Raw genomic sequence first — 11,784 nt, 5'->3', positions numbered from 1 at the left:
TTCACCGTCCCCGGTCAGCTTTCAGCCAATCGGCCGCGCGCTCTGCAATCATGATTGCCGGCGCGTTGGTGTTGCCACTCACGATGGTCGGCATGATTGACGCGTCGACCACGCGCAGCCGTCTCGTGCCATGTACACGGAGCCGCGCATCGACGACAGACGCCCTGTCAAGCGCCGGCCCCATCCGGCAGGTTCCGACGGGATGGTATTGCGTGTCGGCACGATCGCGAATGTCGGCCCGGATTCCAGCTTCGTCGTCGATCGGCGTGGGATAAAGCATGTCGCCGCGAATCGTGTCGAACGGCCTTGATTCGATGATTCGTTGCTGGAGTTTTGCCCCCATGACGAGCAGGTTCAGGTCTCGCTCGTCGGACAGAAATTGTGGATCGATACGTGGCGCAGCACGCGGATCCGCCGAAGCCAGCGTGACAGTGCCTCGGCTGTACGGGCGCAGGACATCGACGTGACACGATATGCCGTGACCGAGATGCATCTTCCGTCCGTGATCGTCGACCATCGCGATTACGAAGATGAGTTGCAAATCAGGGGCCGGCTGATCGGGCGTCGAACGCACGAACGCACCGGCAGTCGCGTAGTTCGTGGTCAGCAAACCCGTGCGGTCATGCTTCCATTCGAACATCGAGCCGACCATCTTCATCGCGAAGCGCGCCGATATACCCACGGTATCGTCCACACCTCGTACACGCCAACTTTGTATGTAGTCGATGTGATCCTGCAGGTTCTTCCCGACACCAGACAGATCGTTAACGACGGGAATACCGACATCCCGCAACACGTCTCCGGGGCCGATACCGGACAGTTGAAGGATCTGAGGCGAGCCGAACGCGCCTGCACACAGGATCACCTCGCCCCTCGCACGGACTTCGCGCAGTACGTTGTCGTGGTAATACTCCACGCCAACCGCACTCCCCGCTTCGACCATGACGCGAGCCGTGATCGCGTCGGTCACGAGCCTGATGTTCGGCCGTTGCAGAGCGGGCGTCAGATAGGCCTTGGCCGCGCTGCACCGTTCACCGTTACGCTGGGTCACCTGATAGAGGAACGCCCCATCCTGTTCCGCACCGTTGTAATCGGGATTGAGCGCGATACCGTGCAGTTGCGCCGCACTCAGGAACAGCTCACTCGCACCACTTTCGAAGCGCGGATACGTGACATCAAGCGGGCCGCCATTTCCATGCCATGGGTCGCGGAACTGCTCGTTGTTTTCTGCGCGAATGAAGGCCGGCAGCACATCCTCATACCGCCACCCCGAGTTGCCGAGGGACGCCCAATGATCGTAGTCCCAGCGATTACCCCGCACGTACAGCATTGCGTTGATCGAACTCGATCCGCCAAGCGTCCGGCCGCGTGGCTGATAGCCTTTGCGCCCATTCAGCGCTGGCTGCGGCACCGTCTCGTATCCGTAATTGAGATGCGATGGCTTGCGCATCAGCAACGGTACCCCGGCGGGTGCGTGAATCAACGCGCTGGTGTCATGCCCGCCGGCTTCCAGCACGCAAACCGTCGTTGCCGGATCTTCGGTCAGGCGCGCCGCTAGGACGCACCCCGCCGATCCCGCTCCAACGATCACATAGTCGAATACTTCACTGTTCATTCGTGCCCCTCCGCGGTATCTCATGCTCAAGAAACGCGTACCGAATTGCGCGGGACAACCGAACCCGCTGCTTGCAGGTTCGGTCGCCGTGCAACGCCGGAACACGGCACACTTAAAATTTCCTGGAGTACTGGAGCGCGTAGAAGTTGATGGATGTATCGAGATTAGTACCCGTGGAAGGCCCGGTCCCGTAGACCTTGTTCGGCAGCCCGTAGTCGAACGAAAAACTGATGTCCTGCTTCTTGTCGATGTGATAGGTGAAGCCGCCGGTGACCGATCGGTTCTGCGTGACGGGACCGAGCACGTTGGTCATCGTGTGAGCGGAATCGGACCACTGGCCGGACACCATGTAGCCTGCACGCACCGTCCACCGGTTGTTGATGTCGTAGGAAGCGCCGAACCGGCCGGCATTGATGTTCCTGTAACCGAACGACTCTGGATTGCCGAATACCCGCGTGTTACCCCAATTGATGCGGAGGTAGTCGGCTGCCAGCGTAAGCGCGGGAATCGGACGCCACGACACGCCGACGCCGTATTCTTCCGGCAGATCGCCGCGGCCATCACTCGACGCGAGTACATCACGGTTGTAGCCGGAGAATCGGCTGAGTGCCGTCTTGGATGTATAGCTCGCGCCGACGGACAGAGTCGGCAGCACGTCCCACAGGACCCCGAGTCTGAAACCGACACCGTAGGCGAAGCGCATCCCGTGACCAGGCAGCTGCGAGAATCCGCTGGACAAATCGGCGGCGATCGGCTGCCCGTTGGGCACCGCGACACCACGTGCAAGGAACGCGGCCGACACCAAGTTGAGCGACACGCCCACGGCCAGGTTGTCCGTCAGTTTGCGCGTGACGGTCGGCGAGATGAAGTTTGCAACGAAGATCGTCGTCGAATGGCTCAACCCGGGAACCGGTACGCTCGACTGGTTATACAACCCTCCCGCGCCTTCGCCGGAGACCACCACGCCGAACGTCGTCTTGCTGTCGTATTGGAAATTGACGCCGCCGCTAGGGATCGCGAAGAACTTCAGCCCGGACAACTGGTTGTTTGGAGACAGGTAAGTGTTGTTCTGATCCGTTGTCAGCAGCAGTGTCGCGAAATCGAACCGATTACCGACCTTCGACAGATTGGCAGGGTTCTCGGCGCCCGATATCGTATCCACCGGATTCGCAATCGATGCGCCGCCCATCCCCATCAACAGCGGCGAATAGGAATCCGGCTGCGCACCGAGCGCGCCCCATGCCGACATTGGTACCACAAGAGGAATGCACGACATCGCAATCGGTGCTACAACGTGTCTGAAACGCTTCATCTGTCTCCACCTATTAAATTTAGTTATACTGATTTATAGAGCGAAAATATCGAAAATCTCCCGTCACCCCACTTTCAATCGATCTTCTTCCTGTCGTTCGAATACCTCGGTACAACCACCGGCACCGCCACCTCCGTATGCGGTGCTGGTAAGACGAAACGCCCACCTTCCCGGAATGTCACCTCCGGATACGAGTGGTTTGAGCCGACCGCCTCGCCTATTCGCCGAGGCCCAGCTCGCGATTGACCTCCTGCGTGTGTTCGCCGAGCGTGGGCGCATGTCGCGGCGCCGTCTTTTCAGCCGCCGAGAAGCGGACAGGCTGACCGACCTCCGTATAGCATCCTTCGGTCGGATGTTCGCGCTGCGTGAACAACCCCGACGCGTTGAGCTGTGGATCGTCGAGAAGATCGTCGATCGTGTTCACACGGCTGGCCGGAATGTTGTTTTCGGCCAGCAGCGCAAGCCATTCATCGGTCGTCTTTTCCGGCAACACCTGTGCCATGTACCGATACAGCCGGTCCGCGTTCGCACGCCGCTCCATCAGCGTGGTCAGTCCCGGTTCCTGCGTCACCTGCGACAAGCCCGCCAGTTCAAGGAAGCGCAGCCATCGGCCATCCTGGTAAGGCGCGATCACGATATAGCCGTCCTTCGTTCGCATCGGCTGGCGCGTCGGGTCGAGTTGTCGCGCGTAGCCAGTTGGTCCGATCGGCGGATCGAACGTGCGCTCGTACAGGTGTTCGAGCAGGTTGAAGCTGGCAATCGCCTCCAGCATCGGCACCTCGACGAGTTGCCCCTCGGCTGTTCGCAGACGATGAATCACGGCTGCCATCGTCGCGTAGGCCGCATGCAGTCCGGAAACCTTATCGGCAAAAGCCATCGGCAGAAATCGCGGCGCCGGGTTGCCATCCACCCGCGGCAGCAACGATGCTGCACCCGACGACGCCTGAATGATGTCGTCATAGGCAGGCAGCCCGCTGGATGGGCCGCTGGTGTCGAACCCCGTGCAATGGACATAGATGATGTCCGGACGCAATGCACGCACGGTCTCGTAACCGAGCCGCGCACGCTCGACGGCGTCAGGACGGATGTTGTGAATGAGGATGTCGCTGGTAGCAAGCAGGCGTTCAAGCGCGTCGCGTCCTTCGCTGCTTTTCAGATCCCATACTACCGATCGCTTGCCGCGATTGAGGCGGATATGGAGCGGCCCCATGTACGGCGTTTTGGCCGACTTTCCGATATTTCGCGATGCGTCGCCGATTGCGTCCGGTTCGATCTTGATCACGTCGGCGCCGAGATCGGCGAGGATCTGTGTGCAATACGGGCCGAAGATAACCGTCGTCATATCGACCACACGCAGGCCGCTCAGTAGAGAAGGTTTCATCAGGCTGTCTCCGAAATTTGATTGATGACTACGGGCGTCAAACTTCGCACCGTTTTTCAGTGAGATGGGACAGACCTGGTCGGCCCGTCCCTCGGCATGCGGGAACGGCAAGCATTGAGCGACCGCGCGCCCGTACCGCGCGTCGGTCAGAGGCGTTCGATGATCGTGACGTTCGCCAGTCCGCCGGCCTCGCACATCGTCTGCAGCCCGTAGCGCTTGCCGCGTTGGCCCAGCGCATGGACGAGCGTCGTCATCAATCGAGTACCGGACCCACCGAGCGGGTGCCCGAGCGCGATCGCGCCGCCATTGACGTTCAGCCTCTCGGGATCGGCGTCCAGCGCCTTCAGCCAGGCGAGCGGCACCGGAGCAAATGCTTCGTTGACTTCGAAAAGGTCGATGTCGTTGACCGTCATGCCGGCCTTGTCGAGTGCCTTGCGGGTGGCCGGCAACGGTGCTTCGAGCATGATCACCGGATCGTGCCCGATGACCGTCATCTGATGGATCCGGGCAATCGGCTCGACACCCAGGGCCTTCAGTCCACGAGCGTTGACGACCATCACGCCGCTCGCTCCGTCACAGATCTGGCTAGCATTGGCTGCGCTGATCACGCCGCCCTCGGTCAACAACTTGACCGACGAGATGGCATCCAGCGATGCATCGAAGCGAATGCCTTCGTCGATGACATGCGTCTCGCCGCTCGGCTTGCCGTCCTTTGTCTTCACTGCAACAGGGACGATCTCCTGGTTGAACAGGCCGGCCTCGGTCGCCGCAATCGCGTGACGATGGCTGCGCAGCGCATAGGCGTCGATCACCGGCTTGGCCAGTCCGAACTTCTTCGCGATCGCCTCGGCACCCGTGAACTGGCTGAACTCGACGCCCGGATAACACCGCGCCATGCCCGGGCTGACGAAATGTCCGAGCCCGTGCTGCTGCGGTAGCGACACCGGCGTGAACATCGGTACGCGGCTCATGCTTTCCACACCAGCCGCAATCACCACGTCCATCGCCCCAGACATCACGGCCTGTGCAGCAAAATGCACCGCCTGCTGCGACGAACCGCACTGACGGTCGATCGTCGTGCCTGGTACGGCTTCGGGCAGACCCGATGCGAGAACGGCACCGCGAGCAATATTCATCGCCTGTTCGCCGACCTGGCCGACGCAACCCATGATGACGTCTTCGACGATCGCCGGATCCGCGCCGGCGCGCTCGATGAGCGCGTCAATCACCGTCGCCGCGAGATCGACCGGATGCCAGCCGGACAAGCGGCCATTGCGACGGCCACCCGCAGTGCGCGCGGCGGACACGATAAATGCTTCGGACATATGTTCTCCAAGGGGTTCCGACTTTCACGTCATTGTTGTCGCGATCATCGATGTGCGATTCGTCGGAACCGACGAATTTTCGATTGCGTCGAGCTGCGCGGCGATGCTCATCCGGATTCGTCGGTTTAGACGAATCCGTCTCCGATCGGCTCCGCAATAATCCATTACGGCCGGCTTGCCGTTGCTCATCGACCCATCGTTGGAACACTCACACCATGTCCCTTTCCCCGTCCACCCCTGTCATCGTCGGTGTAGGTCAGTTCACCGAGCGGATCGGCTCACCGTCCTATCGCGCACTCAGTGCCGCCGACATCGCAGCCGAGTCGGCAACGCGCGCGATCAACGATGCGCTGTCGCTCGACCGGCTGAGCAACCATATCGACGCAATCGCCACCACCCGAACGTTCGACGACTCGAATCCGCTACGCACACAACCGTTCGGTCGTTCGAACAATTTCCCGCGCTCCGTTGCCGGCCGGCTCGGCATTGCGCCGCGCATCGCGGTATGGGAAAAAGGGGGGGGCGATTCGCCGCAAAAGCTCGTCAACGAGTTCTGCGCGCGTCTGGCCGACGGTGAATGCAGCATGGCACTGATCGCCGGCGCGGAGAATATTTCCACCGCCCGGTGGCTCAGGGCGGAAGGCAAAACGGTGGATTGGTCGGAAGAGGTGGACGGCAGCGTCGATAACCGCGGCATGGGACTGCACGGCCTCGTCTATCGCTACAACACGAGTCACGGTCTGGTCGGCACGCCGCCAACATACGGGCTGTGCGAAACGGCGCGGCGCACTGCGCTCGGTAAGACGACTGCCGAATACGGCATCGAGATGGGGAAGCTGTTCGCTCCCTTTACTACCGTGGCCGCTGCCAATCCTTATGCATCGTCCGCCGTGTCGCCGCTCACTGCTGAAGAACTCGTGACCGTCGGTGAGCGCAACCGCATGATAGCGTCGCCGTATCCGCAGCGGCTCGTTGCCCGCGACCAGGTCAATCAGGGCGCCGCGCTCCTGCTGACAACCGTCGGCGTAGCACGTGAGTTCGGCATCGATGAGCGGAAATGGGTGTTTCTGGTCGGTCATGCGGCCGCCACTGAACGCGAAGTGATGGAGCGCCAACATCTCGGCCGGTATCCGGCCGCGGTGCTGGCTTGCCGCGATGCAATGCAGCAGGCTGGCGTCACGACCGACGATCTTGCGTTCTTCGATTTCTACAGTTGCTATCCGATCGCCGTGTCGAGCGTCGCGATCGATGGCCTCGGCCTGACGGCCGACGATCCGCGAGGCCTGACCGTGACGGGCGGCCTGCCCTATTTCGGCGGCCCGGGGAACAACTATTCGATGCACGCGATCGCGACGATGGTCGAACGACTTCGCGAGCATCGCGACACCTTCGGCCTGATCGGCGCGAACGGCGGCTACCTGTCGAAGTATGCGGTCGGCATCTACTCGACGCGTCCCGCGCCGTTCGTGCCAAGCGATTCCGCGCACCTGCAGGCCGAGATCGACAGTTGGCCCGCACCGCCGCGAGCCACAACGCCTCAGGGCCGCGCGACCATCGAGACGTTCACTGTCGTGTATGCGAAGGGAATTCCCGATTACGCGGTTGCCATGTGCCGCAACGCAGACGGGGCCCGCTTTCTCGCGAGAACGGAGGCCGGCGACACGCGCACAGTCAACGAAATGCTCGACGGCGATCCCGTCGGATACACGGTCTGTGTGTGCGCGACCGATCGCGGCAATCGGTTCGCATTCAGCGAGGCACGCCTCGACGAACTGTTTCCGCGACGGGCCGCGGCGCTGCGCGATTCATACGATTTCGCAAGAGTCGAACGTCGAGGCCACCTTTTGATCGTCACGATCGACCGCCCGGATGTACGCAACGCGCTGCACCCGCCGGCCAATGAGGAACTGGCCAGGATCTGGGATGCGTTCGAAGCCGATCCTGATCTCTGGATCGCGATCCTGACCGGCGCCGGCAGCGACGCGTTCTCGGCCGGCAACGACCTCAAGTACACGGCCAGCGGCAATCCGATGTGGATTCCGCGAAGCGGCTTCGGAGGCCTTACCGCACGCGTCAGAACCAAGCCGGTGATTGCCGCGGTCAATGGCCACGCGATGGGGGGAGGCACGGAAATGGCGCTCGCGTGCGACATCGTCGTGGCCGACGAACGCGCGTCGTTCGCGCTGAGCGAAGTCAAGGTCGGCGTCGTGGCCGCCTGCGGCGGCCTCGTTCGCCTGCCACGCGAGATTCCGCGCAAGATCGCACTCGAACACATCCTGACCGGTCGTGCGATTCACGCGCGGCGAGCCGCTGAGCTCGGCCTCGTCAATCGGGTGACGCCGACTGGCGAAGCGCTGGCTGGCGCGCTGGGCATCGCGGAAGAGATTCTGTCCGTGTCGCCGACATCGGTGCGTGTGTCGATGAAGATCGTCAACGATGTCGATGCAGGCGACCGCACGACGCCGAGCCGCCACCTCGACGAGCTGTATACGAGCGAGGACTACCTAGAGGGGCCGAAGGCGTTCAAGGAGAAGCGCAAGCCGGAGTGGAAGAACCGGTGATTCGCGCGTATCGGTCGAGAGGCGGCCCGGTTCGGCCGCCTTGCCTCGAGCGGGACCGTCACTGTCCGGTTCGGGGCTCCCCGACCGCATCGTGCCAGCCCGCTTGTACGGGGTTTATGCGAGTTGTGCCGATCGCGTCGGTAGCACGGCGACGATCCGTCCAGGACCAACGGATGTGCCCCTCGAATTCTCCGACCACATCTCGAGTTCGACGAAGCCGGCGCCCTCGAGCCACTTGCGAGCGACGCGCCCCTTGACAACGACCGTGTCGCCCACCGTATTGAACAGACGCATCCGGAAGCCGCTCAGTCGCAGGATCGCTCCCGCCTCGCCGATGTACTGTCGAACCGTACGCTCCCACATCCCTTGCAGCAGGAAATTGTTTGCGTACATTTCGGGGGCACCCGTCGCCCTCGCGACTTCGCTGTTGTGATGGATCGAGTTGAAATCGCGGTTCGCGCCGGCGGCCATGACCAGCCGGTACACCGTGAGCGGAAATGCGATGCTGTCCAGCGCTTCGCCTTCGATCACGTCTTCCCAGTATAGTTGCTCACGCGTCATGATGTGGTGCTCGGGTTGTAGCGGAAGAACGTCGTGCGCGTGCGGGCCACGACGTCAAGCTTCTCGTTGACGAGTCGCGACTGCCACGTGACGAATGCGCCGCGCCCGACCCGGGTTTCCTTCGGTTCGCAGGCGACGAGCAGCGCGCCGTGCTTCATCAGACGATCACCGACCGTCACTGGAAGCAAATAATCGATCTCAATATCGGTCGCGAAGAAACCGATCGTCGGAGGCTCCAGTCCGCATCGGATACCGGACACCGCGCTGCGCGACGGCTGCGCATCGCGCGCGTCGCTGTCGAACAGCACGTCACCCGGGCACCACATCGGTTCGAGCGCGAATGTCGGCAGCGCGGCGACCGGTACAACGACCTCGTCATGGCCATGACGGCGAGCAACGTCACGGTCGTAGTGCAACGCGCAGTCGAACTCCAGCGGCTCCAGCCAGCGGCGCACCGAGCTGAGTTCGATGCGATCGGCAACGAACACAAGCGGTCTGTCGTCGAAGTCGCGACCGATGGCAGCCATCATGGGCTGCCAGTCGGCCTTCCATGCGTCTGAGGCGAGGGGCACAGTTCATTCTCCCGTGGATCGAGCCGGCACGTCCATCGCGCCGGGTTCGATATGCCTGCGATACTTACAGATCCAGTACGAGCACCGACGACTTTGCGCGTGAACAACATGGCGTACACATCTCGCCCACGGCATGTTCATCGTCGGTCAGGAACACGTCTCGGTGCTCGACCTCTCCTTCGAGGACGCGAGTAAGGCACGTACCGCACGTGCCCTCGCCACACGACGTATAGATGTCGATGCCCTCATCCGCCAGCACCGCCGTGATGGAGCGATCAGCGGGAATGCGGAAGGTTTTCCCAGTACTCGCGATCCTGACGTCGAATGCACCGTCATGCGACGTGTCGACCGGTTTCGCATTGAAATACTCGAACCGAACTCGATGCTTCGGTATCCCGGCACGTTCGGCCGCCGCACAGACCCAGTCGATAAAACCGGACGGGCCGCACACGTAAATCTCTTCGTTGCCGCCAACCTGGCTGAATTCGGTATCTATGTCGAGCTTTTGCGATGGTTCTCCGTCGTCGAAATGGAACGCAACACTCGATGCGAACGGCGCCTGCCGGATGCGGTTCAGGAACGCGGTGCCATTCGCACTGCGCGTACAGTAATGCATGACGAAATCGCGCCCTTCCGCTTGCAGTGCCTCGGCCATGCACAGTAACGGCGTCACGCCGATGCCGCCCGCCATAAGACGCACGCGCACGCCGGGACTCAACGGAAAATGATTGCGCGGTGGACTAATCTCCACGAGTGCTCCCTCCGCAAATCCGTCGTGAATCGCCATCGATCCGCCCCGCGACGCCGAATCGCGCAGTACACCGATCACGTAGCGATCGCGCTCCGACGGCGGATTGCACAGTGAATACTGTCTTATGACGCCGGGCGCCACATGTACGTCGATATGTGCACCGGCATCGAATGCGGGCAACAGCGCGCCGTCTGGCGCGCGAAATTCGATACAGACGATTTCAGGGGTTTCGAGCGTACGGCGTTCGATCTTTACGACGATCGTGTCATTTTCATTCATGATGTTTCTCTGATCGGGAGTAACGATTCTGCTCACTGCATCGTGCATCGAACGGGAAGATGTTTGGGTCCGCTCACGAAGGTGGATGCAATGAAATCCATGGTATCGACCAGCTGAACCTTGCTCAGCATCGGGATAAGTTCCTCGAACAGGATGCGCATCTCCATCTTCGCGAGATGCTGCCCCAGGCAGACGTGGGCACCAAACCCGAATGCAAGGTGTCGGTTCGGCTTGCGATCGATGTTGAACTCGAACGGTTCAGGAAAAATGTCCTCGTCACGATTCGCCGACCCGTAGCACAGCATCAGCCAATCGCCCTTGCGGATCGTCCTTCCGCGGATTTGCGTGTCGGCGGTTGCGGTGCGCATGAAGTGGCGCACCGGCGACGCGTAACGCACGGCTTCGTCAATGAACTGCGGGATCAGCGCCGGATTGGCCTGAAGTCGTTCCAGCAGGCCGGGGAAGCGGCCCAGCGCCCACATCGCGACCGACGTCGACGACGATGTCGTATCGTGACCCGCCGTCGCGATGATCACGTAGTAGCCGAGGCGGCTCACCTCGTCGATCGGCTTGCCGTCCACCACGGCATTCGCGAGCAGGCTCGCGACGTCATTACGGGGATCGTTCTTGCGCAATGCCGTCAGGCGCTCGAAGTACGCCTTGAAATCGGCAACGACCGACATCAGCGCCTTGCCCATCGCACTATCTGAATTTCCTTCACGCCGCTTCTCACGCTTGAATTCGGAGTCCTCGCTACCGAACATCTCCTGCGTCAGGGAGAGCATGCGCGGTGCATCTTCCTGCGGCACGCCGAGAATGTCCATGATGACGTGAAGCGGATAGTGCAGCGCAATGTCGTTCGCGAAATCGATCGTCTGCCCGTTCTGCTGTCGGATCTTTTCCACCGTGGCTCGTGCCAGCGTGCGGATCCGGTCGTCCAGCTTGAGAATGCTGTTCGGCATGAACCACGACTGCGTGAGCGCGCGCAGATTCTTGTGTTCTTCTCCGTCCACATGCACCAGTGATTTCACAACGTTGGGGCTCCCCGTCATGTCAATCACGTGCTGGATCGATGCCTTCGGTCGGCACACCACGGAGTAGTCACCGTTATGGAACAGCACGTTGTCCCGTGAGATCGCAGAGATGTCAGCATGCTTCGTAACGACCCAGAACGGATCGTGCCCGTCGGCGACCGCGCGCGCCACCGGATTGTTCGCACGTGCCCAGGTATAAGTCGCATGCAATTGATCGAGATCGGTGTAGGCCTTCGGATCGACCAACTGGTTCGCCATGTCGCCAGGCAATTCAAAATTCGTCGTGTTCATGATCGTTGCTCGAGAGTTCGTTGTTGAAGGCAGGAAATTGCTTTTCCGCCTGTCCGCATGCTGTCTTGTCCTGATGTGCGCGGTCGTGCGGAGGGGGCACGA

At 61.4% G+C, this 11,784-nt stretch carries 9 protein-coding genes; 1 reads left to right on the top strand and 8 read right to left on the bottom strand.

Annotated features, from left to right (window positions below):
- Window position 1: 1 nt before the first annotated feature.
- The 4 genes from LGN19_RS35535 to LGN19_RS35520 all read right to left on the bottom strand — a co-directional run bounded on the left by LGN19_RS35535 (window position 2) and on the right by LGN19_RS35520 (window position 5,633).
- Complete coding sequence (locus tag LGN19_RS35535; protein WP_175223241.1) at window positions 2-1,615, bottom strand: GMC family oxidoreductase; 1,614 nt, start codon at window positions 1,613-1,615, stop codon at window positions 2-4.
- 112 nt (window positions 1,616-1,727) lie between these two features.
- Complete coding sequence (locus tag LGN19_RS35530; protein WP_175223240.1) at window positions 1,728-2,927, bottom strand: OmpP1/FadL family transporter; 1,200 nt, start codon at window positions 2,925-2,927, stop codon at window positions 1,728-1,730.
- A gap of 217 nt (window positions 2,928-3,144) precedes the next feature.
- Window positions 3,145-4,308, bottom strand: a complete 1,164-nt coding sequence (locus LGN19_RS35525) for a CaiB/BaiF CoA transferase family protein (protein ID WP_226219817.1) — start codon at window positions 4,306-4,308, stop codon at window positions 3,145-3,147.
- Window positions 4,309-4,454: 146 nt separating this feature from the next.
- Complete coding sequence (locus LGN19_RS35520) at window positions 4,455-5,633, bottom strand: acetyl-CoA C-acetyltransferase (protein ID WP_175223239.1); 1,179 nt, start codon at window positions 5,631-5,633, stop codon at window positions 4,455-4,457.
- Window positions 5,634-5,683: 50 nt separating this feature from the next.
- Here LGN19_RS35520 and LGN19_RS35515 point away from each other — a divergent pair, with 50 nt between their 5' ends.
- Complete coding sequence (locus LGN19_RS35515) at window positions 5,684-8,194, top strand: enoyl-CoA hydratase-related protein (RefSeq protein WP_226219816.1); 2,511 nt, start codon at window positions 5,684-5,686, stop codon at window positions 8,192-8,194.
- 114 nt (window positions 8,195-8,308) lie between these two features.
- Here the strand turns inward: LGN19_RS35515 and LGN19_RS35510 are convergent, their stop codons facing one another.
- From LGN19_RS35510 to LGN19_RS35495, 4 genes are all read right to left on the bottom strand, one after another.
- The gene (locus LGN19_RS35510) at window positions 8,309-8,755 is read right to left on the bottom strand and encodes an acyl dehydratase (RefSeq protein ID WP_175223238.1); all 447 of its coding nucleotides are present in this window, start codon (window positions 8,753-8,755) and stop codon (window positions 8,309-8,311) included.
- The gene (locus tag LGN19_RS35505; RefSeq protein WP_205182485.1) at window positions 8,752-9,327 is read right to left on the bottom strand and encodes a MaoC family dehydratase N-terminal domain-containing protein; all 576 of its coding nucleotides are present in this window, start codon (window positions 9,325-9,327) and stop codon (window positions 8,752-8,754) included. Before LGN19_RS35505 ends, LGN19_RS35510 begins: the two co-directional genes overlap by 4 nt.
- A 64-nt stretch (window positions 9,328-9,391) precedes the next feature.
- On the bottom strand, window positions 9,392-10,357 hold the full coding sequence (locus tag LGN19_RS35500; RefSeq protein ID WP_175223237.1) for a PDR/VanB family oxidoreductase: 966 nt from the start codon (window positions 10,355-10,357) through the stop codon (window positions 9,392-9,394).
- 32 nt (window positions 10,358-10,389) lie between these two features.
- Window positions 10,390-11,682 carry a cytochrome P450 gene (locus LGN19_RS35495; protein ID WP_175223236.1) on the bottom strand — a complete coding sequence of 431 codons (1,293 nt, stop codon included), beginning with the start codon at window positions 11,680-11,682 and terminating at the stop codon, window positions 10,390-10,392.
- Window positions 11,683-11,784 lie beyond the last annotated feature (102 nt).

This window comes from Burkholderia sp. AU30198 (assembly GCF_020419825.1).
GTDB lineage: Bacteria > Pseudomonadota > Gammaproteobacteria > Burkholderiales > Burkholderiaceae > Burkholderia.
This window is presented reverse-complemented; position numbering and strand designations above follow the sequence as displayed.

Coding starts and splice junctions, on each gene's coding strand:
- LGN19_RS35510 (WP_175223238.1), bottom strand. CDS start 8,755: ATGACGCGTGAGCAACTATACTGGGAAGACGTGATCGAAGGCGAAGCG.
- LGN19_RS35495 (WP_175223236.1), bottom strand. CDS start 11,682: ATGAACACGACGAATTTTGAATTGCCTGGCGACATGGCGAACCAGTTG.
- LGN19_RS35520 (WP_175223239.1), bottom strand. CDS start 5,633: ATGTCCGAAGCATTTATCGTGTCCGCCGCGCGCACTGCGGGTGGCCGT.
- LGN19_RS35515 (WP_226219816.1), top strand. CDS start 5,684: ATGTGCGATTCGTCGGAACCGACGAATTTTCGATTGCGTCGAGCTGCG.
- LGN19_RS35535 (WP_175223241.1), bottom strand. CDS start 1,615: ATGAACAGTGAAGTATTCGACTATGTGATCGTTGGAGCGGGATCGGCG.
- LGN19_RS35530 (WP_175223240.1), bottom strand. CDS start 2,927: ATGAAGCGTTTCAGACACGTTGTAGCACCGATTGCGATGTCGTGCATT.
- LGN19_RS35500 (WP_175223237.1), bottom strand. CDS start 10,357: ATGAATGAAAATGACACGATCGTCGTAAAGATCGAACGCCGTACGCTC.
- LGN19_RS35525 (WP_226219817.1), bottom strand. CDS start 4,308: ATGAAACCTTCTCTACTGAGCGGCCTGCGTGTGGTCGATATGACGACG.